At 66.1% G+C, this 22,688-nt stretch carries 19 protein-coding genes and 1 riboswitch; of the genes, 15 read left to right on the top strand and 4 right to left on the bottom strand.

The genetic code is table 11. From position 1 onward, the window contains the following. Nucleotides 1-355 precede the first annotated feature (355 nt). Entirely contained in the window at nt 356-1,933 is a 1,578-nt protein-coding gene (locus tag V3B48_RS17190) for a BCCT family transporter (protein WP_329894129.1), read from the bottom strand. 245 nt (nt 1,934-2,178) lie between these two features. Beyond that, a riboswitch (TPP riboswitch) is annotated at nt 2,179-2,280 on the top strand. Between the two features lie 82 nt (nt 2,281-2,362). On the opposite strand from V3B48_RS17190, the gene thiC reads away from it, so the two are divergent. The 6 genes from thiC (at nt 2,363) to V3B48_RS17160 (ending at nt 11,905) form a co-directional block, all read left to right on the top strand. Further along, a complete protein-coding gene (thiC, locus tag V3B48_RS17185; RefSeq protein ID WP_049461385.1) occupies nt 2,363-4,207 on the top strand; it encodes a phosphomethylpyrimidine synthase ThiC in 1,845 nt (614 codons plus the stop codon). 138 nt (nt 4,208-4,345) lie between these two features. Beyond that, nucleotides 4,346-5,017: an ion channel gene (locus tag V3B48_RS17180; RefSeq protein WP_032128402.1), complete on the top strand. Its 672-nt coding sequence runs from the start codon at nt 4,346-4,348 to the stop codon at nt 5,015-5,017. Nucleotides 5,018-5,277: 260 nt separating this feature from the next. Then, nucleotides 5,278-7,602 carry a winged helix-turn-helix domain-containing protein gene (locus V3B48_RS17175; protein ID WP_197616263.1) on the top strand — a complete coding sequence of 775 codons (2,325 nt, stop codon included), beginning with the start codon at nt 5,278-5,280 and terminating at the stop codon, nt 7,600-7,602. A gap of 115 nt (nt 7,603-7,717) precedes the next feature. After that, complete coding sequence (locus V3B48_RS17170) at nt 7,718-8,617, top strand: helix-turn-helix transcriptional regulator (RefSeq protein ID WP_032128400.1); 900 nt, start codon at nt 7,718-7,720, stop codon at nt 8,615-8,617. Nucleotides 8,618-8,666: 49 nt separating this feature from the next. After that, nucleotides 8,667-11,525 carry a TonB-dependent receptor gene (locus tag V3B48_RS17165; protein ID WP_329894128.1) on the top strand — a complete coding sequence of 953 codons (2,859 nt, stop codon included), beginning with the start codon at nt 8,667-8,669 and terminating at the stop codon, nt 11,523-11,525. 170 nt (nt 11,526-11,695) lie between these two features. After that, the gene (locus V3B48_RS17160; protein ID WP_032128398.1) at nt 11,696-11,905 is read left to right on the top strand and encodes a hypothetical protein; all 210 of its coding nucleotides are present in this window, start codon (nt 11,696-11,698) and stop codon (nt 11,903-11,905) included. Between the two features lie 56 nt (nt 11,906-11,961). Here V3B48_RS17160 and V3B48_RS17155 read toward each other — a convergent pair whose 3' ends face one another. Then, on the bottom strand, nt 11,962-13,083 hold the full coding sequence (locus tag V3B48_RS17155) for an HDOD domain-containing protein (RefSeq protein WP_032128397.1): 1,122 nt from the start codon (nt 13,081-13,083) through the stop codon (nt 11,962-11,964). A gap of 152 nt (nt 13,084-13,235) precedes the next feature. Beyond that, entirely contained in the window at nt 13,236-13,772 is a 537-nt protein-coding gene (gene ppa, locus V3B48_RS17150) for an inorganic diphosphatase (RefSeq protein ID WP_005410935.1), read from the bottom strand. A 184-nt stretch (nt 13,773-13,956) separates the two neighbouring features. Between ppa and V3B48_RS17145 the strand changes: the two genes are divergently transcribed. The 4 genes from V3B48_RS17145 to V3B48_RS17130 all read left to right on the top strand — a co-directional run bounded on the left by V3B48_RS17145 (nt 13,957) and on the right by V3B48_RS17130 (nt 19,260). Then, nucleotides 13,957-14,430, top strand: a complete 474-nt coding sequence (locus tag V3B48_RS17145; protein ID WP_032128396.1) for a hypothetical protein — start codon at nt 13,957-13,959, stop codon at nt 14,428-14,430. 72 nt (nt 14,431-14,502) lie between these two features. After that, nucleotides 14,503-15,003 (top strand): RNA polymerase sigma factor, encoded by a 501-nt coding sequence (locus V3B48_RS17140; RefSeq protein ID WP_014038389.1) that lies wholly within the window; start codon nt 14,503-14,505, stop codon nt 15,001-15,003. 104 nt (nt 15,004-15,107) lie between these two features. Beyond that, nucleotides 15,108-16,040, top strand: a complete 933-nt coding sequence (locus V3B48_RS17135; RefSeq protein WP_164081246.1) for a FecR domain-containing protein — start codon at nt 15,108-15,110, stop codon at nt 16,038-16,040. A gap of 301 nt (nt 16,041-16,341) precedes the next feature. Beyond that, entirely contained in the window at nt 16,342-19,260 is a 2,919-nt protein-coding gene (locus tag V3B48_RS17130; protein WP_329894127.1) for a TonB-dependent receptor, read from the top strand. 96 nt (nt 19,261-19,356) lie between these two features. On the opposite strand, the gene V3B48_RS17125 is transcribed toward V3B48_RS17130, so the two are convergent. Then, the gene (locus V3B48_RS17125) at nt 19,357-19,614 is read right to left on the bottom strand and encodes a DUF2789 domain-containing protein (protein WP_006390068.1); all 258 of its coding nucleotides are present in this window, start codon (nt 19,612-19,614) and stop codon (nt 19,357-19,359) included. Nucleotides 19,615-19,720: 106 nt separating this feature from the next. On the opposite strand from V3B48_RS17125, the gene V3B48_RS17120 reads away from it, so the two are divergent. From V3B48_RS17120 to V3B48_RS17100, 5 genes are read left to right on the top strand one after another with little or no spacing between them, the layout of a single operon-like run. Further along, entirely contained in the window at nt 19,721-20,308 is a 588-nt protein-coding gene (locus V3B48_RS17120) for a biliverdin-producing heme oxygenase (protein ID WP_049400694.1), read from the top strand. A gap of 31 nt (nt 20,309-20,339) precedes the next feature. Beyond that, the gene (locus V3B48_RS17115) at nt 20,340-20,807 is read left to right on the top strand and encodes a YbaN family protein (protein ID WP_049400695.1); all 468 of its coding nucleotides are present in this window, start codon (nt 20,340-20,342) and stop codon (nt 20,805-20,807) included. Further along, nucleotides 20,794-21,522: a tonB-system energizer ExbB gene (exbB, locus tag V3B48_RS17110; RefSeq protein WP_285303304.1), complete on the top strand. Its 729-nt coding sequence runs from the start codon at nt 20,794-20,796 to the stop codon at nt 21,520-21,522. Before V3B48_RS17115 ends, exbB begins: the two co-directional genes overlap by 14 nt. 9 nt (nt 21,523-21,531) lie before the next feature. Further along, on the top strand, nt 21,532-21,957 hold the full coding sequence (gene exbD / locus V3B48_RS17105) for a TonB system transport protein ExbD (RefSeq protein ID WP_329894126.1): 426 nt from the start codon (nt 21,532-21,534) through the stop codon (nt 21,955-21,957). After that, nucleotides 21,954-22,673, top strand: coding sequence for an energy transducer TonB (locus V3B48_RS17100; protein ID WP_329894125.1), 720 nt, complete (start codon nt 21,954-21,956; stop codon nt 22,671-22,673). Before exbD ends, V3B48_RS17100 begins: the two co-directional genes overlap by 4 nt. The last annotated feature ends 15 nt before the right edge of the window (nt 22,674-22,688 follow it).

Here is a 22,688-nt window from a genome sequence, read left to right as displayed (position 1 = left end):
GAGAAAGAAGAAGATCAAGAGCAAAGGCAATGGCAACAGCCGCGTGCTGTGAGTAGGGGGCGGATCCATTTTCCGGAGGAAAACGAATCCGACCCCTTCTTGTTTTCCGATACACCTCATCCACGCATAGCGTGGAAAACCCACCGCCACCGGGAAACTGTCGGAGGCGGGGAGGGGGCAGATGGCGGGACCGTCCACGGCATGGATGCCGTGGCCGAGCCTACAGGGACGTACTTGCGGCGTGTCCCGCCATCTGCCCCCTCCCCGCCAAGCAAGCAGCAACCCAGAGCCGCTCTGGCTTTTGAATCTGCACTTGCTTGAAAGAAGCGGTGCAGCCGCAGGCTGCAAAACCCACTCAATCCTGATCGTGCGCGCGCGCCGCCTCCGCCTGGGTCTCCTCCTGCGCCGCCATCTCCCGTGCGATCCACGCATCGATCATGTGCCGCTGGCGCTGCGCCTGCCGCCGCTCCCGCGTGTACTCCTGGTCCAGCACCCGGTACAGCGACACCATCACCAGCACCATCAGCAGCGCGAATGGCAACGCCGCAATCGTGATCATGCCCTGCAGTGCATCCAGGCCACCGGCCAGCAGCAACACCGCTGCGATCAGCGCCACCGCGATGCCCCAGGCCAGCTTGCGCTTCAACGGCGGATCGCCTGCCTCGTCAGTGGACATGCTGGCCAGTACCAGCACCGCCGAATCGGCTGATGTCACGAAGAAGATCATCAGCAGCACCAGTGCGATGCAGGAAAGCAGCAAGGGCAGCGGCATGCTGTCAAACAGGGTGAACAGCACCGTTTCATAGCCATTGCCCAGCGCCTGCACCAGGTCGGCGTGGCCGAAGATCTGCGCCCACAGCGCAGTACCACCAAACACCGCGAACCAGAAGAAGCCCAGCACCGTGGGTGCCAGCACGACGCCGATGACGAACTCGCGGACGCTGCGCCCACGCGAGATGCGCGCGATGAACGAGCCGACGAACGGGGCCCAGGAAATCCACCACGCCCAGTAGAAGATGGTCCAGTCCGCTACCCATGTGCTGCCCGAGAACGGCGACATGCGCAGGCTCATCGTCACCAACTGGTTGAGGTACGACCCCAGTGTGGTGGTGAACGTATCGAAGATGAATCCGGTCGGGCCCAGCACCAGTACGGTGGCCGCAAGAAGCGCGGCCAGCGCAAGGTTGAAGTTGGACAGCCACTTCACCCCGCGCTCGACTCCGCTGGCGGTGGACGCCATGTACAGCACGAACGCGATGGCGATGATGGTCAGCTGCAGTGGCACACCCGCGTGCAGGCCGAACACGCGTTCCATGCCGGCAGCGATCTGGATGGTGCCGAAGCCCAGCGTGGTGGCCACGCCAATGGCAGTGGCAACAACCGCGGCGATGTTGACCACGCGTCCGATCCAGCCGCGATGGTGCCGGCCGATGATCGGTTGCAGCATGTCACTGACCAGTCCACGGCCATTGCGGTTGAACTGGAACCAGGCCATCGCCAGGCCGATCAGCGCGTAGATTGCCCATGGATGCAGGCCCCAATGGAAGAATGCATAGCGCATCGAAGCCCGCGCCGCGTCCATGCTCTGCGGTGCGAGGCCTTCCGGAGGCTTGGTGAAGTGGGAAATCGGCTCGGCGGCGCCCCAGAACACCAGGCCGATGCCCATGCCGGCGGCGAACAGCATCGACATCCAGCTGGCGCGCGAGAACTCCGGCTCGGCATCTTCACCACCGATGCGCAGGTTGCCGAAGCGACCGAATGCCAGGTACATCAGGAACGTCAGTGCCAGGAACACGACCAGAAGATAGAGCCAGCCGACACTGCGGATGACATCGGCCAGTACCGACTGCACCACGGTATTGAAGGGGCCGGGTGCAACACCGGCAAGCAGCACCAGAAGCAGAACCAGTGCGATGGAAACGCGAAACACCATGAAGGAGCTTCTCCGATCAAGGGATTGAGGGGAGCGAGCAGAGCTTGCTGCGAGGGGCCGGCGACATGCAGCACAGACCGGGCAGGGGCCGCGGAGGCGGCGGGGAAACACCGGCCGCAGCGGCACGATGCGCGTGCACGTTACTGAATGCGATGTCACGGTTCTGTTAATACAGAAACAGCAGATCCACGCCGTGCGTGGATGGAACCACCAGGAGCTGCAGTGCGTTCTATGCTCTAATGCACACCAAGAAGCGGGGGTACCGCGGCCATGTGGCCACGGTTGAGACAGTCCCTTGGAACCTGATCCGGCTCATACCGGCGTAGGGAAGCTTTGCAGTGCAGCCATGCCCGGACTCCGCCCAAGGACCGTCCGGGCGCGGCAGCAGTGCGCCGCCGCTTCGTCCCTGACCTTCCTGGACGATGCCCGATGAACGCACAGCTCTCCGCCCTGCAGCAACAGGCCCAGCAACTCTCCGAATCCGTGACCCGGCCCATTCCCGGCTCGCGCAAGATCCACGTGCCCGGTTCACGCCCGGATCTGCAGGTGCCGATGCGCGAGATCGCGCTGACCCGCACGCCGACCTTGTTCGGCGGCGAAGAGAATGCACCGGTGACCGTTTACGACACGTCGGGCCCGTACACCGATCCGGAGGTGCGCATCGATCTGTCCGCTGGTTTGCCGGCACTGCGTCGCGGCTGGGTGGAAGAACGCGGTGATACCGAGCGGCTGGAAGGACTGAGCTCTTCGTTCGGTCGCGATCGCGAGCATGACCCGAAGCTCGATGCGGTGCGCTTCCCCGCGCGCAGCCTGCCTCGCCGTGCGCGTGCAGGTGCCAACGTCACCCAGATGCACTACGCGCGCCGCGGCATCATCACGCCGGAAATGGAATTCGTCGCCATCCGCGAGAACCAGCGGCTGGACGCGATCCGCGATGCCGGGCTGCTGCAGCAGCACCCGGGCGAGGCGTTCGGCGCTTCGATCCAGAAGATCATCACCCCGGAGTTCGTGCGCGACGAAATCGCCCGCGGCCGTGCGGTGCTGCCCAACAACATCAACCATCCGGAAAGCGAGCCGATGATCATCGGCCGCAATTTCCTGACCAAGATCAACGCCAACATCGGCAACAGCGCTGTTTCCTCGGGCATTGCCGAGGAGGTGGAGAAGCTGGTGTGGGCGATCCGCTGGGGCGGTGACACGGTGATGGACCTGTCCACTGGCAAGCACATCCATGAGACCCGCGAGTGGATCATCCGCAACTCGCCGGTGGCGATTGGTACCGTGCCGATCTACCAGGCGCTGGAGAAGGTCGACGGCCGCGCCGAGGCGCTCACCTGGGAAATTTTCCGTGACACGCTGATCGAACAGGCCGAGCAGGGCGTGGATTACTTCACCATCCACGCTGGCGTGCTGCTGCGCTATGTTCCGCTCACCGCCAAGCGGGTCACCGGCATCGTCAGCCGCGGTGGCTCGATCATGGCCAAGTGGTGCCTGGCACACCACAAGGAGAACTTCCTCTACACGCATTTCGAAGACATCTGCGAAATCATGAAGGCCTATGACGTGACCTTCTCGCTGGGTGACGGCCTGCGCCCGGGCTGCATCGCCGATGCCAACGACGCTGCGCAGTTCGGTGAGCTGGAGACGCTGGGCGAACTGACGAAGATCGCCTGGAAGCACGACGTGCAGACCATGATCGAAGGCCCCGGCCACGTGCCGATGCAGCTGATCAAGGAAAACATGGACAAGCAGCTGCGCGAGTGTGGCGAAGCGCCGTTCTATACGCTGGGCCCCCTGACCACCGACATCGCACCGGGCTACGACCACATCACCAGCGCGATCGGTGCGGCGATGATCGGTTGGTTCGGTACGGCGATGCTGTGCTACGTGACGCCGAAGGAGCACCTCGGCCTGCCCAACCGCCAGGACGTACGCGACGGCATCATGGCCTACCGTATCGCCGCGCATGCGGCCGACCTGGCCAAGGGACACCCCGGCGCGCAGGTGCGCGACAACGCGCTGAGCAAGGCGCGCTTCGAGTTCCGCTGGGAAGACCAGTTCCATCTCGGGCTGGACCCGGAGAAGGCCAAGGAATTCCATGATGAGACCCTGCCGAAGGATGCGCACAAGCTGGCGCACTTCTGCTCGATGTGCGGCCCGCACTTCTGTTCGATGAAGATCACCCAGGACGTGCGCGACTACGCCGAGGCCGGCATGAAGGAGAAGTCGAAGGAGTTTCGCGCCGCCGGCGCCGAGGTCTATCACCAGGGCTGACGTGTAACGGGTAGTGCCGGCGGCTGGCCGGCATTCCGTCGTGCGTGGGACCGGGGAGAGTGCCGGCCAGTGGCCGGCACTACCGCTCATCACGCCGCTCCCGGCTATCCTCCGCCCATCACCTTGGGGAAGGACGCCATGCCCGTTGCCATCACCACCCGCTGGCTGGCCATTGCCCGCCGCCATCCTTCGGCCTGGCTGCTGGGTGCCCAGTTGATCGCGGTGCTGCTGTATCCCGCACTTGATGACACCGCCGGCGGCCGTGCGGCGCTGGGCATGTTCGGCATGGCGGTACTCGGCCTGGCGCTGTGGGTGGTCCAGCGCAGTCCGCTGGGCACCTGGCTGGCACTGCTGCTGGCCATTCCTTCGGTGGTGTTCTCGCTGGCCGGCGCACTGCTGGATCGCAGTGCGCTGCTGACCACCGCGCAGCTGCTGGAAAGCCTGCTGTACTTCTATACGGCCGGTGCGCTCATCGCCTACATGCTCCAGGACCATAAAGTCACCCGCGATGAACTGTTCGCAGCAGGTGCGACATTCACGTTGCTGGCGTGGGCCTTCGCGTTTGCTTTCGCCGTGTGCCAGCAATGGTATCCGGGCAGTTTCCAGGGCACCGGTGGTGGCGCGCAGCGCACCTGGATGGAGCTTCTTTATCTGAGCTTCAGTTTGCTCTCGGGTGTTGGCTTGAGCGACGTTGTGCCACTGCATCCGCAGGCGCGCGCCTTGGTGATGCTGGAGCAGTTTTCAGGCGTGATGTACGTAGCTTTGGTGGTTTCGCGACTGGTTGGATTGACCATGCTGCGGCGCATGTGAAAATGAACGCCAGATAAAAATTTCGCGCCCCGCAGGGCGCGAATGGTGCAGCAAATTATGTGAATGCGTCGGCGAGAGAGAGCCTGGATGTCGACCACGCGATAGGCGAGGTAACCCGCATAGGCTAGTATTCGCCCGCTTCATTGTTTTTGCGGTATGCGCCGATGCTTTGTGCGGAGTCTGGCTTTTTGCTGTTCCCAGGACGGGAGGGTATCGAAGGCAAACGCTGCCCCGGACCTGTCTCTACTGTGTAGCGGAAAATGAACAGCAGTGAAAACCAGCCCCCCGGATTCGATCGGATCCGGATAGGAGAGTGCACTGTCACTCTGTCCTCGCGCGAAGTCGAGGTCGTCGGTGCGCGTCGCCCGCGTCGGCTGACGCCGAAGGCGCTGGGCGTGCTGCGTGTGCTGCTGCGCCAGCCGGGGCGTGTTGTCACCCGCGATGAACTGTTCGCGGAAGTCTGGCCGGACACGCTGCCGACCAATGATGTGCTTACCCAGGCCGTCACCCAGCTGCGCAAGGCGTTCAGCAACGACGACGACAACGGCCAGGCCTATATCGAGACCATCGCCAAGACCGGCTATCGCCTGCTGGTGCCGGTGCAGGTACTGGACGATGTCGAGCCGGCGCCGCCCGCGGGAGCCGATGACGAAATCGTGGACATGCAACCGGCGATGGCCATCGCCGAGGTGATGCCGCCACACGTGCAGGCATCGCGCCGCCGCTGGCGCCACGTCCGCCGGCGCGTACTGCTGGTGCTGGGCGTGCTGATGCTGGCCACGGTGGTGGTGCTGACCGCGCTGCTGCTGCGGCGGGCACCGGCCAGCAGTTCAGCTGTGGACGCGGCCGTGGAGAACGGCACGCGCGTGATCGGCAGCCCGCAGCGTCCCTATCGGTTGATCACCGCGACCAGCGGCTTTGAAACCTATCCCACGCTTTCACCCGATGGTTCATTGGTGGCCTATGAGGGCGCCAACGAAGACGGGCAGGGCGGTGGCGCGATCAAGGTGCAGACCTCCGGCAACGCGCCTGCGCGGCAGCTGCTGGCTCCGCCGGCCGGCTCGGTCGATCGCTTCCCGAGCTGGTCGCCGGATGGACGCGAGATCGCCTTCGCGCGGTTCAGCAACAACGGCGGTTGCCAGGTGCTGATCGCCAGCGCGACCGGTGGTGCCCTACGCCAGGCCACACGGTGCGATGGCACCGAGCTGCTCAGTTTCGACTGGACGCCGGACGGCCGTGGTCTGGTGTTCGGCAGCATGGTGGGGCGCTATGCCCATCGCGGCATCCGCAAGCTTGATCTGGCCAGTGGCCAATGGGAGGCGCTGGACTACGGTGTCGCCGAGGATGACTTCGACTATGCGCCGCGCTACTCGCCTGATGGCAAGTGGCTGGTATTCGTGCGCAATCCGCAGCTGGGCGACCTGTGGCGCATGCCGGCCGCGGGTGGCACGCCCGAGCAGCTGACCAACGAGGCCGCTGAACTGCGTGGCTGGGCCTGGTTGCGTGATGGCCGGACGATCGTGTTTGGACGCCGTGTCGACAGTGAGGTGCGCCTGTATTACCTGGACGTCGAGAGCCGCACGCTGCGCGACGCCGGGCTCGACGACGCACAATGGCCGGCGACGGCGCGCCGCGCGGGGATGCTGGCCTTCGTTCACCGCCGCGCGCAGTTCGGCATCTTCAAGGTGCCGATGGAGGGCGGTTCACCCCCGCAGCGCTTGTTTGCATCCAGTGGTCGGGATGGGCAGCCGATGGCGGCGCCGGATGGACGCCAACTGGTGTTCACGTCCGATCGTTCAGGCAGCTTCGCGCTGTGGTGGGCGGACATGGAGCGCCCCGATTCGCTGCGGCCTATCGAAGGATTGCGGCCTGAGGCACGTCAGGCACCGGACTGGTCGGCCGACAGCCGGCGGTTGCTGGTGGTCGGGCGCGACGAACACGGACGCACGGTGGTCTATGAGATCGCACCGCGTGACGAACGCGTCCAGCCGTTGCCGGTACCGTCGGAGCAGCCGCTGCAGGCACTGTACGGCGCAAACCCGGACCAGCTGCTGGTAGTCGAGCGCGATGACCAGCAACAGACGCGGCTGAGCCTGTTTGATCGAAGCGTGCAGCCTTGGCGCCGCCTTGCCAGCATCGAGGGCGTGTCTCAGGCGCGGTTCGATCGCAGCAGCGGGCGAGTGCTGTTCACCCGCCTGGCGGCAGGTGGCCTGTGGTCGGTGGATGCGGCGCTGGCGCCAGGCAGCGTGCAGCAGATCAGCGATGACCAGCCCAGCCGGTGGCGGTACCGGGCCTGGACCGTGGCCGGCAACAGTGCGATCGGCTATCTCGGTACGTCCACCCGCTGCGGTACGACACTGGTGCTGATCCAGGCCGGGCGCGAGGAACCGGAACGCTGCCTGGATGCGGAACGCCTCAGTGCCGGCAACGGGCTGAGTGCCGGCGCCGATGGGCGCACCCTGTTCGTGGCAATGGCGGTCAGCGACGGTGCCGACATCGGTGTGATGCGTTTGCCCGAGCGCTCGCCGACGCTGCTTCCGGCGTTCTCCAAGTTGTTGTTGTTCAACGGAAATGGGCCTTCGTAATTTCTTCGTGGCGACCTCGCCGCGAATTCGTGGCGATCTCGTCTGACTTTCCTGACGTGGTGCCGCCTGATTTGGCAAAACGGAGGCCTGTACTAGGCAAATCCGTGGTGCCCCCATGCGTCAACTCTCGCTGGCCGATCGCGGCCAAACCGTCTCTCTGGACCGGTCGCTCGACGATGCTGCGCCGACCTGCCTGGGCGTGGCCCGGCTCGGCAGCCTGCAGACCGCAGGCAGCAGCTTCACTGTGTGGATGCAGGTGCGCGGCAGCTCCTGGGTGGAAGCCAAGGAAGGACGCTTCCGCTTGCGCCAGGGCGAGTGGATCGCCTTCGAGAAGGAGTCGCGGCCGCTGGTGCAGGCCGGTCGCAACGGCTTGTGCGTTGGCCTGAACCTGACGGTCGAAGCGCTGCGCGTGCTGGCCGAGATGGCCGATTGCGGTCTGTATGCCGGGCGTGGCCGCATGAACCGTGGCGATGCCCGCGTTGCGCTGCGCCTGTGGCGCGATGCGCTTGCCAGTGGCCAGCCGGCACAGGCACTGCGCCCGCTGCTGCTGCACCTGGCGGGCCTGCAGCGTGGGCTGGCCGACAACGTGCAGCGTTGCCCGGGGCGCTCGCGCAGCCGCAAGCGCCAGGTGTTCGGCCGCATGCAGCGCGCCCGCCTGTACCTGGAAGGCAACAGCCACCGCGTGGTGCGCATCGGTGAACTGGCCGAGCTGACCAACTTCTCCAGCTGGTATCTCTCCAAGACCTTCCAGAGCCTGTACGAGGAAAGCCCGCAGTCGCTTTCGGCGCGGCTGCGCCTTGAGCGCGCTGCCGACCTGCTGCGTGACACCGACATGATGGTCGGCGAAGTTGCTGCAGCCAGTGGCTTCGACAACTGCTGCAGCTTCGCGCGTGCGTTCCGCGCCCGCTACGGCCAGTCCGCATCGCGCTTCAGGGAGAACGGCGGCTTGCTGCCGCCACAATCTGCAAAGTCTCCGGTTGGTTCGCGCAAATACAGCGCTGCAACGCAATCGTAACGTGCTGGGGTGTTTTAACACGCTGCTAACACGTACCTTGGAGAGATAGATGAACGTTCGTAATCCCGCAGTGCGGCTGGGCCTTCTGCCGGCTGGCATTGCGTTGGCGCTGACGCCCGCCTTTGCTTCTGCACAGGAAGCAAAGGATGCGACCACCCTGGATCGCATCGAAATCACGGGCTCGCGCATCCGCGGCGCCTCGATGGAGACCCAGCAGCCGGTCCTCACCCTGAGCCGTGAGAACCTGGAAAAGCAGGGCTACACCACCGTCGCCGATGTCCTGCAGAACCTGACCTCGGCAGGTTCGCCGGCCATTTCCCGTGCGGACTCGCTGTCCTCCGGCGAAAACGTTGGCGGCTACTACGTCGACCTGCGCAACCTGGGCGCGCAGCGCACCCTGGTGCTGATGAACGGCAAGCGCCTGGGCGCGACCACTGCCGGCTACCAGGATCTGAGCCAGATTCCGATGGCCGCCGTCGAGCGCATCGAAGTGCTGAAGGATGGCGCCTCCGCCATCTACGGTTCGGACGCCATCGCTGGCGTGGTCAATGTGATCACCCGCAAGCGCTTCGACGGTGCTGAAGCCAGCGTCTATGTCGGCCAGTACGGCCGCGGCGACGGCGACACCAACACCTACTCGTTCACCCTCGGCTCCGAAGGCGAGCGTGGCGGCGTGACCCTGTCGGCCGAATACTCCAAGCAGGATCCGGTGTGGGCGAAGGATCGTTGGTTCAGCCGCGACGGCGGCCTGGGCCCGAACACCACCTCCGGTGATTGGAGCCCGCTGAGCCAGAACAGCACCTGGTGCGACCCGCGCGTGTGGGGCGACTGCAAGCCGCGCGCTGCAGGCCAGCCGCAGCCGGAGTGGATGACCCTGAATCCGGGCGGTGACCCGAAGAATGCGGCCGACTACCACCTGCTGACCCCGGCCGAGTACTCCAATGCCAACCAGCAGATGATGGTGCAGACCGGCATCGAGCGTAAGTCCGTGTACGTCAACGGCAGCTATGATCTGGCCGACTCGATCACCTTCAATGCTGACGTGCTGTACAACCAGCGCACCACCGACCAGCAGATCGCGGGTTACCCGTACCAGTCGCTGTCGTTCGGTACCCCGCTGTCGAAGGACAGCGCGTTCAACCCGATCGGTCAGGACGTCGAGTTCCGTCGCCGCCTGTGGGAAGTGCCGCGTACCACCAAGAGCGACCTCAAGACCCTGCGCTTCGCGCCGAGCCTGAGCGGCTTCTTCGAATTCGCTGGCAAGACCTGGGATTGGGACGTCGGTGCGCTGTGGAACCGCAACGAGCTGACCAAGACCGGCTACGGCGACATGAGCCTGATCGCATCCGAGCAGGCACTTGGCCAGTCGTTCATCAATGGCCAGGGTGTTGCCCAGTGCGGTACTTCTGCCAAGCCGATTCCGCTGAGCCAGTGCCGTCCGTGGAACCCGCTGCTGCCGTATGGCGTCAACGGCCAGGGCTCGCTTGCCGACCGTGATCTGCAGAACTTCCTGTTCCCGACCTACACCGACACCGGTGTGACCAAGACCACCAGCTACACCGCCAACCTGTCCGGTTCGCTGTTCGAGCTGCCGGCCGGTGACCTGGGCGTGGCCATGGGCTACGAGCACCGCAAGGAAGAAGGCCGCTTCGTGCCGGACGCCTTCCGTCAGTCGGGCCAGTCGACCGGCCTGGCGTCGACCACCACCTCGGGTAACTACTCGCTGGATGAGTTCTACCTGGAACTGAACGTGCCGATCCTGTCGGACCTGCCGTTTGCCAAGGAACTGACCTTCAACGTCGCCAGCCGCTACTCCGACTACAGCAACTTCGGTGACACGATCAACTCGAAGTTCGGCCTGGTGTGGCGCCCGATCGAAGAGCTGCTGGTCCGCGGTACCTACGCAGAAGGCTTCCGCGCGCCGACCGTCGACGATCTGTACGGCGGCACCAACTCGAGCTTCGAGCGTTACACCGACCCGTGCGGTTCGACCTCGCCGGGCAACGTCGCTGGCAATGCCGCCTGCGCCGGGGCTGGCGTGCCGGCCAACTACGTGCAGGTCGGCCAGGGCTTCGCGCCTTGCAGCACCTTCCCGTGCGCAACCCCGGACCAGTTCGTCAGCGGTTCGAATTCGGCTCTGAAGCCGGAAACCTCCAAGAGCAAGACGGTTGGCCTGGTCTGGAGCCCGCGTTGGGTGCAGGGCCTGGACATCTCGCTCGACTGGTACCGCTACGAGCTGAAGAACATGATCATCGCTGACAGCGTTGATCGCATCCTGCGTGACTGCTACGTGCTGGGCAACGCAGCTCGCTGCGAAGGCGTCACCCGTGCCGCCGATGGCCATATCGAGGCGCTGACCTACGGCCTGGCCAACCTCGGCTCGATGGAGACCGAAGGCTACGACCTGGGTGTCAAGTACCGCCTGCCGGAACTGTCGATCGGCAAGTTCAGCATCGACTGGCAGACCAGCTACCTGGCCAAGTACGACGAAGCCGGCCAGAACAAGAAGGGTGAGAACATCACCATCGGTCGCGTTGGTGAGCCGGGCCTGTTCCGCGTCCGTTCGAACCTGGGCGTGAACTGGGAGCTGGGTGACTTCGGTGTCAACTGGACTGCTCGTTACTACTCGGGCATGAAGGAAAGCTGCATCGACGACGCTTGGTGCGACGCCCCGAACCACTACGCCAATGGTGAGCCGGATCCGCTGCGCCACACCGGCTCCAACACCTTCCACGACGTGCAGGTCAGCTGGAAGGCTCCGTGGGATGCCACCATCGCCCTGGGTGCGAACAACGTGTTCGATCACCGCGGTGCGCTGCAGTACTCGGCGCCGAACTCGAGCTTCGCCTACTACGGTGGCTTCGACGTCGGTCGCTTCCTGTACATGAAGTACACCCAGCGCTTCTGATCGTTCGAAGTGCGATAGCAATACCGGGAGGGCGGACCGCAAGGTCCGCCCTCTTTTTTTGTAGGGGAATTCCGAAATGTCGTGGAAGGTGAGCAGAGTCACGTTCCTGTCGTGTCGTAATCAACACAGTTGCTGGGTCCACTTGCGGACACTTGCACATGGAGAGAGCGATGAAGAGCACGCTGTTGCACAAACTGTCTGCTGCTGCACTGATCTATGCGACATTGGTGGGTGCGGTGTTCGCCCAGACCGGTGGCGTCTGTGGGGGCGGGCTGTACTGCGAAGAGCTGCGCCAGCAATGCCTGGCTGCAGGCAATTCGAAGGTCATGTGCGATCTGCAGTATCGCCACTGCGTGCAGGACGCCTGCGGCGCGCGCTGATGCAAAAAAAGGCGCGCCTTTGGGCGCGCCTTCGAGGTTGTTCCTGCGTTGACAGCTCAGGCCTCGCTGGGTACCAGTCCCATCAACGCATTGGCATGCTCGCGCCACTGCGGCAGCCTGTTGAGTACACCTGCGCGCTGCAGGTAGTCCTCATCCACCGGATCGCCGTTGACCAGCGCCAGCGCCACATGCACCGCACCGGTCACCCAGAAGCTGCGCGTATTGGCGCGCTGCGGCTGCAGGTGGAAGGCAACCGCTTCGATGATCGGCATCGGCAGGCCCCACAGGCCCAGCAGGTAGGCGCCGGCCTCGGCATGGCCGGGGCGGGTGTCACCGGCCAGCGACGGTTCGCTACGCTCGTTGCGTACGCCGGGCAGCAGCAGGCCGATGTCGGCCAGCAGGGCGGCGGTCGCGCCCAGTTCGGCACTGGATTCGGGCAGCAGGCGCGCGGCCAGGCGCGAGGCGAGCAGGGCGCGCTGCTGCAGCGAATTGCGTTCGGCGGTGGACAACGTGGGTGCGGAAAACACCTCGCTGGCCAGCACCAGGTCGCGCAGCGTCGACAGGCCCAGGCGGGTCACGGCCGTGCGCAGGTCAGCGATGGTGCGTCCCTGGCTGAAGAACGCCGAGTTCGACAGCTGCAGCACCTTCGCGGCAATGGCCGGGTCGGCCGCCACCAGCTTGGCGACGTCGGCGCTGTCAGCGTCGTCGTCATGCTCCAGCGCCTGGGTCAGGCTCAGGTACAGGTGCGGCGGCGAGGGCAGCTTCTCGATACGGCCGATGGCATCGCGCAGGCGTGGGCTGTCCAGTACTTCGCGCAGCTCTTCCAGGCTGGTCAGCGCTTCCAGCAGCACTTCCGGTGCCAGTGGCAACGGCAGGAAACGGTGAGCGACACCGATCAGGCGTGCCGGCGGCGGCCGGTTGCCGTGCTGGGCATCGATCAGCGCGATGCGGATGGTTTCCGGGCGCAAGGTCCGGATCTGGCCCAGCAGCGTGGTGGCATTGAGATCCGGCAGCTGCGGGCAGACGATCACCGCATCCACGCCCTGCGTGGCCACCGCAGTCATCGCGGTCTGGCCATCGGTGGCGGTCAGCGGCTGCCAGTCTTCCCCAAGATCGGCAATGAATTCGGTCAGCTCGGCCGGCAGGCTGGCTGCATCCCCAACAAGCAGAATACGCACGACACATTCCCCTGGCTGTCTCGACGATGGATGTCGACGACGTGTGAAGTGACGCAATTTACCTAATACGGCGGCACGTGTGATGTGCCGTCGTCATGAAACGTGACCCGCATCGCTCCGGCGGGGTGCCGCCGGAGCGATCCGGTTCAGGCTCAGGCCTTGCTGTCGAGATGGCGCTGGTGCGCCTCGATCAGGATCTGCTTGGCCTCAGCGGCGCCGCCCCAGCCGTCGAGCTTGACCCACTTGCCCTTCTCCAGGTCCTTGTAGTGCTCGAAGAAGTGGCCGATGCGCTCCAGCCAGTGGCTGGACACCTGGGCGATGTCTTCGACGTGGGCATAGCCACTGAAGATCTTCGACACCGGCACGGCCAGGATCTTCTCGTCGCTGCCCGCCTCATCGCTCATCTTCAGCACGCCGACCGGACGGCAGCGCACGACCGAGCCCGGCACCAGCGGCAGCGGCAGCACCACCAGCACGTCGGCCGGATCGCCGTCGCCGCACAGGGTGCTCGGCACGTAGCCGTAGTTGCAGGGGTAGCGCATCGGGGTGGACAGGATACGGTCGACGAAGATCGCGCCGGTTTCCTTGTCCACTTCGTACTTCACCGGCTCCGAGTCCTTCGGGATCTCGATGATGACGTTGATTTCTTCCGGCGGGTTCTTGCCGGGCGAGACGAGTTCCAGACCCATGGTCGTGCTCCAGGTGGGGGATATAGACGGATAGCCCCCCATTTTATGCCTTTGCCGGGCGCTGTGCAGAGGGAGGGGCCGACGGCGCTGTGGGGCGGGGGCCTACCCGGCAGGCCGGGATTGGCTGATGGGGGCGGCCGGCATGGGAGCGCAGGCTGGTCCAACCTTCCCAAGGAGTCTGCCCATGAACGTGTCTGCCCTGTCGTTTGGCCTGACCTGCATGTTGCTGGTTGCGCCTTTGGCCCAGGCGTCCCCTTATGTCGACCTGATCGACTACCCGCACCAGGAGGCCAACTGGGACCGCTTCTTTGCCCTGGAAGGCCGTTTGCAGCATGGCTTCGATGCCATCTGTGGCGACACCTTCTGCGAGGGCGAATACAGCGATATCCGCGCCCTGCGCCTGCGCTGTTCGGTGGATGCGGTGCGGGGAACCGTGCATGAATGCCTGTGGGCATTCGCCGCCAGCGATCTGGAGGTGTCCCGCAACGATGGCGCGATCGTGGCCCGGCAACCGACCTGGTTGTGCCGCCTGCCGCTGGTGGCAGGAACCCCGGTGGAAGCCTTCCATGCCGCGCTCGCCGCGCGCAATCCACTGCATGACCCGCTGCCGGGGACCTCGCAGAGCGTCTATGACGGGCTGACCGGGTGCATCCATTGATGCGAACGTGACTGATTCTCATTAACGGAGTAGCATGCGCGGCGCCTTCCGTCTGTCGTCCCGGTTCCGCGCATGTCCTCCAATGCCGCCTCCCTCACCGAACTGCTGATCCGCGAGCGGCCCGCGCTGCTGCGCCGGGTGCAACGCATCCTGGGGGGCGACAACGGCGCCGAGGACGTGATCCAGGCGGTGTGGTTCAAGGCACGTGGCGTCGATGACAGCCAGGCCATCGACAACCCGCGCGCCTATCTGTACCGGTTGGCCGCCAACCTGGCCACCGACCATGGCCGCGAATCGACCCGGCGCAACCGTCTGCTGGCCGACCACTACCTGTGGGGGCCGGACGAGGTGATCTCGACCGAAGAGCAGGCGATGGCACAGGACGAGCTGCAGCGGGTGCTCGACGCGGCGGGACACCTGCCGGAGCCGACCCGCACCATCTTCCGGCTCAACCGCCTGCAGGGCCTGACCCAGGCCGAGATCGCCCGCCGTCTGGGTGTGTCGGTGACTACCGTCGAGAACCATGTGCGCACCGCGCTGCAACGCCTGGCCTGGGCGCGCAGCGGCCGATGATCGCCCCGGCTTGGGGCTGGCCCTCGCTGAAACGTCTTGATCACTGGACCGTGGATGCGGTCTAGTTCCTCCGCCCGCGCTTGAATGCGCCTGTCCGCCAGCCGATGAGCCCGCCGAACACGCTGCCCGCCGCCAATGACGATGCCCTGGCCGAACAGGCCCGGGGCTGGATCGCGTGGCTGGCCTCGGGTGACATCGGCGAGGGGCGCATGCATGAGTTCGAACGCTGGCTGGCACAGCCGGGGCACCGTCGGGCCTTCGAGCACGAGCGCGCGCTGTGGCGCAGCGTCGGACCACGCCCGCAGGCCCGGCCCGCCGAGCGCCGGCGCCCGCGGCGGCTGCGCTGGGCAATGGCCGCTGCAGCTGCGCTGGCGGTGCTGGTGGCATGGCCGGAGGCCTGGTTGCGGCTGCAGGCCGACCATCGCAGTACGCATGTCGTGCAGAACGTGCAACTGCCCGATGGCAGTCGAGCCGTGCTGGATGCGGACAGCGCGATCGCCGTGCGGTTTGATGCCGATGCACGCCGGATCGAGCTGCTGCGCGGGCGGGCCTGGTTCGAGGTCAGCCCGGATGCCCAGCGGCGTTTCAGCGTGCTCGCGGGCAATGGTGTGGTCGAGGACATCTCGACCGCGTTCTCCGTCGCACGCGACAACGATCAGGTGGAAACCCAGGTCGGACAGGGCAGGGTGCGCGTGGCCAGCCCGGCCGACGGTGGCTGGACCTACCTGCAGGTGGGACAGCGCGCGGCCTATGGCGAGCGCAGTGGCGTGACGCGTCTGGGAGATGTGGCGGCCGACAGTGTCGGCGCGTGGCGGCAGGGTGAACTGCTGCTGGAGCAGGCCAGCGTCGCCGAGGCCGTGCAATGGGTCGGGCGCTATCGCGCTGGCCCGACCTTCGTGCGTGGCGATCTGTCGCAGCTGCCGGCCGTCAGTGCAGCATTGCGCATCGATCGCCCGGAACAGGCGCTGGACGCGTTGGCGGCAACAGCAGGTCTTCGGGTTACTCGTCTTCCATTCGGCGTCGCCATCGTGCAGTAGATCCACGCCATGCGTGGATGACCGTCCCTGTGCCGACCAACGGTCGGCACCCACCACTGCAAGCAGCCGACCAATGGTTGGCACCCACCACTGCAAGCAGCCGACCAATGGTTGGCACCCACCGCGGCAACCAGCCGACCCACGGTCGGCACCTGCCGCGGCCGCAAATCGCTCTTGGGGTTGCCGCGCTTTCATCCGTCTTACTCCGCGAACGTACCCGCCGCCGCCAGTACGTCGCCGTGTCCGCCCGTGTTGCGGATGTCGCCGCGCCCGCGGCACCGATTACCTGACAGGTTCCCCCATGTTCGATCTCCATCGTCCGGGCCGCATGCCGCGCCCGTCCCGCCTGTGCATCGCCCTGCTGGCGGCCGGCCTGGCCAGCGCCGCGCCGTCCGTACTCGCGCAGGATGCCAGCGGTGACCACGCTGCCGTGCAGCGCTTCGATATCCCCGCGCAGCCACTGGACGAGGCGCTGCGCAGCTACATGCGCCAGTCCGGCGTGCAGGTCGTGTACCCGGCCACCCTGGCCCGGGGTGTGACCTCGCGTGCGGTCAGCGGCAGCCTGTCGGCCAGCGAGGCGTTGCAGCACCTGCTGCAGGGCAGTGGCCTGGCGGTGCGCCGGGTCAGTGCCGATGCGGTGACCCTGGAAGCGGCAGCGTCGGCGCAGGCTGACAGCGGTGTGATCGTCACCGATACGCTGAGCGTGGCCGGCGACCGTATCGACAGCGGCGCAACCAGCGACGAGGCGCGGCTGCTCGACGGCTATCGCAGCGTCGGCTCCACCACCACGCTCAACCGCACGCACCTGGAGCGATTCCGCGGTACGTCCAACGGCGACATCGTCAAGGGCGTGGCTGGCGTCACCGCCGGTGATCCGCGCGTGGGCAACGGCTTCGACGTCAACATCCGTGGCATCCAGGGCCAGGGCCGCGTGCCGGTGATCATCGACGGTGGCCAGTCCAGCATCGATACCTACCGTGGTTATGCCGGCCAGTCGCAGCGCACCTACCTCGACCCGGACCTGATCTCCAGCCTGACCATCACCAAAGGCCCGAGCCTGCAGGCCAACGCCTCCGGTGGCATCGGCGGCGTGGTCGAGATGGAGACGCTGAAGATCGGCGACGTGCTGCGCGAAGGCCGGGACTTCGGCGTGCGCGTGCGTGGCGGCCTGGCCAACAACAGCGCCAACAACCTGCCTTCCTACAGTGCCGCGCCGCGCAACGATCGCAGCGCCACCGGCAGCCAGTTCTTCAACGTGGCCGCTGCGGGACACTGGGATCGCTTCGATCTGGTTGCCGCCTACGCCTACCGCGACAACGGCAACTACTTCTCCGGCAAGCATGGCTACGATGACTTCCCGCAGACCCGGCGCACGCTGGCGCCGCTGAATCCGCCGCGTACCGAGGTCTTCAATACCTCGGCGCGCTCGAAGTCGGCGCTGCTCAAGGGCACCTGGCGCATCGACGATGCACAGACCCTGGAAGCGGGCTACCGCCGCTACGAGGGCACCGCCGGCGAGATCATGGCCTCGCAGATCATCCGTGTGGATCGTGACCGCATTCCGCAATGGGACCCGGGCCACGTCGACATGGACAGCTACACCCTGCGCTATCGCTTCAACCCGGACAGCGAGCTGGTCGACCTGCGCGTCAACGCCACGTACACCGATACCGACAGCGTGATGTACAACAGCCTGACCGGCATCACCCCCTGGTACTTCGATCGCCGCACCGAGTGGTACGACGCGCCCAGCTTCAGTGGCGACCCCGGTTACAAGGATGCCTACCGCAATCCGCTGCGGCAGAAGCGCTTCGGCCTGGATGCCAGCAACACCTCGAAGTTCGATACCCACGCCGGTGCATTCACCCTCGACTACGGCCTGTCCTACAGCGATGAGGACATTGCACCGGGCAGTTCGGGGCCGGTCATGCACGATGACCTGATCAACAACCGCTTCCTGCGCAACGCCGAGCGCAAGGAATACAGTGCCGTGGCCTCGCTGAAGTGGCAGCCAGATGAGCATTGGGAACTGCTGGCGGGCGGCCGCTGGAACCGCGTGGATGTGCACGACCGCAACCGCCTGGCCACGCCCGATGCCTACGAGGTGCAGGGCCAGTACCGCTACACCGAGCTGCTCAATGGCAACCCGGCGCTGCCGTCGTGGCGGGCCAAGCGCATCGCGCTGCTGAACTGGTATCCGGACGCCAACGGCAATTTCACCCAGGAATCGCTGCTGGCTTCACCGTACAAGAAGGGCACGGTGGGTGACATCGGTGGCTGGAACTTCTACGACGCCGGCAAGGCGCAGGACCTGGAAGTGCCGGTCAGCTGGAGCTGGTCGCAGCCGATCCGCCGCCGCGACACCGCGTTCTCGCCGACCGCCAGCGTGGCCTACCGCTTCAGCGAAGACACCATGGTCTACGTGAAGTACGCCGAAGGCACCAAGCTGCCGAGCCTGTTCGAGACCACGCTGGGCCTGTTCACCGCCGCCAAGCCGGTGGGCGAGCTGAAGCCGGAGCGTGCGCGCAGCTGGGAGATCGGTGCCAGCACCATCCGCTACGATCTGTTCACTGCCGGCGACCGCCTGGCGCTGAAGCTGGCGTACTTCGATACCCGCATCGACGACCTGATCACCCGTGACTACCGCACGCTGTCGGCAGGCCTGATCCGCAACGTCGACCAGTTCAAGGTCTCGGGCATGGAGTTCCAGTCCAGCTATGACAGCGGCAAGGTATTTGCCGATCTGTCCGCGCACTATTACTTCAAGGCCAAGACCTGCGCGCCGGACATCGCCGCCGAGCGCCGTGCCTATGGTGCGCAGCGCAGGAACGATGAGCTGGCCAACACGCCCAACTGCGTGGACGGTGGCTTCGAGGGCTCGTACACCAACACCCAGAACCCGCCGCGCTACATGGTCAACCTGACCCTGGGCTCGCGCCTGTTCGACGAGCGCCTGACGTTCGGCACCCGCGTGGTCCACAACGCCGGCCCGATCAGCAAGCTGGACAAGGACTGGAACGTGGGCCTGTCGGCGATCCAGCAGCTGTACCGGCCGACCACCCTGGTCGACCTGTTCGCCAGCTGGAGCTTCAACGACCAGCTGTCGGTGGAGGCGGGCGTGGACAACGTCACCGACCGCTACTACCTGGATCCGCTGGCGCTGGGCGTGATGCCGGCCCCGGGCCGTACCGCGAGGCTGGCGCTGACCTGGAAGTACTGATCGTCGGGGTCGGATCCCTTTCCTGCAGAAAGGGCTCTGACCCCAGCGGGAGACAACGGTAGCGCCGGGCCATGCCCGGCGCCTTCCTCCAGCCGGTTACAGCCCGGTCGCCGCCTTCACCGCATCTTCGTGCAGCGACTCGTTCAACTCATCCACCACCGTGGTCCATGCCGCATCGGCCTGCAGTGATTCGGACAGGAACTGGCGCTGGGCATCGTTCCAGTACGGCGCTTCGACCACTTCCACATCGGTGGCCAGCTGGTGTTCGCGGATGAAGCGGGCGATGCCCTCGGCGCTGGCGTCCAGGCCCAGCTGCAGGAACAGGTTGGTCATGCGCGGTTCGGTGGTGATCATCGTCGGTTCCTGCGGGAAGAAGGGATACGCCATTATCGGTGCACATGGCCTTGGGGAAAGCCCCGTGGCGAACGTCTACAGCAGGACGACCCCCTTGGCATCCCCCATGAACGCACACATCGCCCCTGAAGACAGCCGCAGCCTGCGGCTCAAGGCCGCCACCCGCGACAGCCATGGCGCGCTGGACAAGCGCATCATGGCCGGCGACATCTTCGCCGACCGCAGCAACTTCGCCCGTTTCCTGCGCGTGCAGTACCGCTTTCATCGCAGCATCGATGCGCTGTATGCCAACCCTGCGCTGGATGCACTGCTGCCGGACCTGGGTGAGCGCCGCCGCCTGACCCAGGTGGCGCGCGACCTGCAGGATCTGGAGCAGACCCTGCCGGGGGCCGACATCGCGGCGTTGCCGTCCGATCTGGAGCTACCCGCCGCATTGGGGTGGCTGTATGTGGCCGAAGGCTCCAATCTCGGCGGCACCATTCTGTACAAGATGGCTGCCAAGCTCGGCCTGGATCGTGATTTCGGCGCCCGCCACCTGGCCGCACACCCGGATGGCGCGGCGCGCCACTGGCGTGAATTCACCGCTGCGCTGGATGCGGTGCCGCTGAGCGCCGAGCAGGAGCAGCAGGTGATCGATGCGGCCGATGCAGCGTTCCGCAGCGTGCACGGTCACGTTGAAGTGGAATTCGCCTGATGCACGCCTCCCGCCTATCGGCGCAACGCTGATGCGCTGGCTCTGGTTCGCGCTGGGCTGGCTGATGGTCGGCCTCGGGGTGATCGGCGCGCTGCTGCCGGTGATGCCGACCACCATCTTCCTGATCCTGGCCGTGGGCTGCTTCGCGCGCAGTTCGCCGAAGTTCGAGCAACGCCTGCTGGCGCACCCGCGCTACGGCCCGTCACTGCGGCTGTGGCGCGAGCAGGGCGCGGTGTCGCGCAAGGGCAAGGCGTTTGCCAGCGCCGGCATGGCGGTGGGCTTCGCGCTGTTCTGCTGGGGCGCACATCCGTCCTGGCGGCTGCTGCTGGGCGTGGGCCTGTTCTTCGCGGTCAGCGCCGGCTACGTGCTCAGTCGGCCCGCACCGCGGCTGGAGCCCAACCCGGTCGTGGAAGTGGACGACGCCAATGATCCGCGCTCGGCACGCCGCCGTGCAGCGACCCCTGATGCTGATGGAAAACGAGACGATGCTGCCTGCTGACCTGGCCCCCGTGGCTGCTCCTGCACTGACCCCGTGGGGCATGTACCTGGCCGCCGATGTGGTGGTGAAAACGGTGATGATCGCGCTGGCACTGGCGTCGCTGGCCACCTGGACCGTGCTGCTGGCCAAGGGGTGGGAGCTGGCCCGGCAGGGCCGGCAGCTGCGTGCAGCGCGCGCGCTGCTGCTGCAGGCGCCGAGCCTGCCCGGCGGGAGCGTGGAGGCCAGCCTGCAGCAGGGCACCGCACTCGCCATGCTGGACGCAGCGCGCACCGAACTGCGCCTGTCGCAGGAACTGGATAGCCGCGACGGCATCAAGGAGCGCGTGGCCTCGCGCCTGGACCGCATTGAACTGGAAACCGCGCGCGTGCAGCGACGCGGCATCGGCGTGCTCGCCAGCATCGGCGCGGTGGCGCCGTTCGTCGGCCTGTTCGGTACGGTGTGGGGCATCATGAACAGTTTCATCGGCATCGCCCAGAGCAACACCACCAACCTGGCGGTGGTTGCGCCCGGCATCGCCGAGGCTCTGCTGGCGACCGCGCTGGGTCTGGTCGCAGCGATTCCCGCCGTGCTGGTCTACAACCACTTCAGCCGTGTGCTGGCCGGCCTGCGGGGGCTGCTCGGCGATCTGTCGGCGGCCGTGCAGCAACTGGTCTCGCGCGATCTCGATCGTGCCGTTCCGCGTACCGCAGCGGCGCCGCTGCGTGCGGTGCACTGAGGCGCGACGATGGCGATCAGGACCGCGTTCGACCGTGACGATACGCCGGAAGAAGCGCATGAGATCAATGTCACGCCCTTCATCGACGTGATGCTGGTGCTGCTGATCATCTTCATGGTGGCCGCACCGCTGGCCACCGTGTCGGTGCCGGTGCAGCTGCCGGCCAGCAATGCCAGTGCCACGCCGCCGGAACAGGCACCGGTGTACGTGACCGTCCAGGCCGATCTGTCGCTGCGCGTTGGTGAACAGGCCGTGGCGCGCGACAGCCTGGCGGCTGCATTGCAGGCGGCCACTCACAGTGACACCACGCAGCGCATCTTCCTGCGTGCCGATACCCGTGTGCCCTATGGCGAACTGATGGCCACGCTGGATGCGCTGCGCGCGGCCGGCTACCTGAAGGTGGCGCTGGTCGGCCTGGAGCAGGGCGCACGATGAGTGGACTGCGGCGCTGGGTGACCAGCCTGGCGATCGTGCTGCTGGTGCATGCGCTGTTGATCGGCGCGGCCTGCTGGTGGGCGGCCCGTGCGCCGGCGCTGACGGCTGCGGTTCCGCCTGCGGCGCTGATGCTGGAACTGGCGCCGATGGCACAGGCACCGCCGGTGCCGCCGCGCGATGTCGCGACCGGGCCGCTGCAGCAGCAACAACAGCGGCAGGCGCCGACGCCGGCCGTGCGTGAACAACCCAAGGCGCCGGTGCAGCCGCAGGGTGACCTGCCGCCGCCGCGTACACCGGAGCCGACGCCGTCGCCGGACACCGCTGACGCCAATGTCGCGCAGACCAGCGCACCGCCGCAGGTGGCGGCTGATGCGGCCACACGCTACACCGCACCGCAGACCACGGCGGGTGAGCGCAGTCGTGCCGAGGCGACCTGGGAAGGACGCCTGCTCGGGCACCTGCAGAAACACCGCCGCTATCCGCGCCAGGCCGAGCGGCTGCGCCAGCAGGGTGTGGTCTACGTGCGCTTTGCGGTTGCCCGCGATGGCGCGGTCTCGGGGTTGAAACTGGGCCGCAGCAGTGGCTTCGCGCTGCTTGACCAGGAGACGCTGGACACCGTGCAGCGCGCCAGCCCGGTACCGGCGCCGCCGGCCGACGTGGCCGGCGACCTGGTGGAAGTGATGGTGCCGGTGTCGTTCTTCCTGCGCGGGCGGTGACCTTGTAGCGTCGAG

Source organism: Stenotrophomonas sp. SMYL20 (assembly GCF_036320045.1).
Classification (GTDB): domain Bacteria; phylum Pseudomonadota; class Gammaproteobacteria; order Xanthomonadales; family Xanthomonadaceae; genus Stenotrophomonas; species Stenotrophomonas maltophilia_A.
This window is presented reverse-complemented; position numbering and strand designations above follow the sequence as displayed.

What these genes read in the sequence shown, in the direction of transcription:
- V3B48_RS17190 (WP_329894129.1), bottom strand. Translation starts at nt 1,933, where the DNA reads ATGGTGTTTCGCGTTTCCATCGCACTGGTTCTGCTTCTGGTGCTGCTT.
- thiC (WP_049461385.1), top strand. Translation starts at nt 2,363, where the DNA reads ATGAACGCACAGCTCTCCGCCCTGCAGCAACAGGCCCAGCAACTCTCC.
- V3B48_RS17180 (WP_032128402.1), top strand. Translation starts at nt 4,346, where the DNA reads ATGCCCGTTGCCATCACCACCCGCTGGCTGGCCATTGCCCGCCGCCAT.
- V3B48_RS17175 (WP_197616263.1), top strand. Translation starts at nt 5,278, where the DNA reads ATGAACAGCAGTGAAAACCAGCCCCCCGGATTCGATCGGATCCGGATA.
- V3B48_RS17170 (WP_032128400.1), top strand. Translation starts at nt 7,718, where the DNA reads ATGCGTCAACTCTCGCTGGCCGATCGCGGCCAAACCGTCTCTCTGGAC.
- V3B48_RS17165 (WP_329894128.1), top strand. Translation starts at nt 8,667, where the DNA reads ATGAACGTTCGTAATCCCGCAGTGCGGCTGGGCCTTCTGCCGGCTGGC.
- V3B48_RS17160 (WP_032128398.1), top strand. Translation starts at nt 11,696, where the DNA reads ATGAAGAGCACGCTGTTGCACAAACTGTCTGCTGCTGCACTGATCTAT.
- ppa (WP_005410935.1), bottom strand. Translation starts at nt 13,772, where the DNA reads ATGGGTCTGGAACTCGTCTCGCCCGGCAAGAACCCGCCGGAAGAAATC.
- V3B48_RS17145 (WP_032128396.1), top strand. Translation starts at nt 13,957, where the DNA reads ATGAACGTGTCTGCCCTGTCGTTTGGCCTGACCTGCATGTTGCTGGTT.
- V3B48_RS17140 (WP_014038389.1), top strand. Translation starts at nt 14,503, where the DNA reads ATGTCCTCCAATGCCGCCTCCCTCACCGAACTGCTGATCCGCGAGCGG.
- V3B48_RS17135 (WP_164081246.1), top strand. Translation starts at nt 15,108, where the DNA reads ATGAGCCCGCCGAACACGCTGCCCGCCGCCAATGACGATGCCCTGGCC.
- V3B48_RS17130 (WP_329894127.1), top strand. Translation starts at nt 16,342, where the DNA reads ATGTTCGATCTCCATCGTCCGGGCCGCATGCCGCGCCCGTCCCGCCTG.
- V3B48_RS17125 (WP_006390068.1), bottom strand. Translation starts at nt 19,614, where the DNA reads ATGATCACCACCGAACCGCGCATGACCAACCTGTTCCTGCAGCTGGGC.
- V3B48_RS17120 (WP_049400694.1), top strand. Translation starts at nt 19,721, where the DNA reads ATGAACGCACACATCGCCCCTGAAGACAGCCGCAGCCTGCGGCTCAAG.
- V3B48_RS17115 (WP_049400695.1), top strand. Translation starts at nt 20,340, where the DNA reads ATGCGCTGGCTCTGGTTCGCGCTGGGCTGGCTGATGGTCGGCCTCGGG.
- exbB (WP_285303304.1), top strand. Translation starts at nt 20,794, where the DNA reads ATGCTGCCTGCTGACCTGGCCCCCGTGGCTGCTCCTGCACTGACCCCG.
- exbD (WP_329894126.1), top strand. Translation starts at nt 21,532, where the DNA reads ATGGCGATCAGGACCGCGTTCGACCGTGACGATACGCCGGAAGAAGCG.
- V3B48_RS17100 (WP_329894125.1), top strand. Translation starts at nt 21,954, where the DNA reads ATGAGTGGACTGCGGCGCTGGGTGACCAGCCTGGCGATCGTGCTGCTG.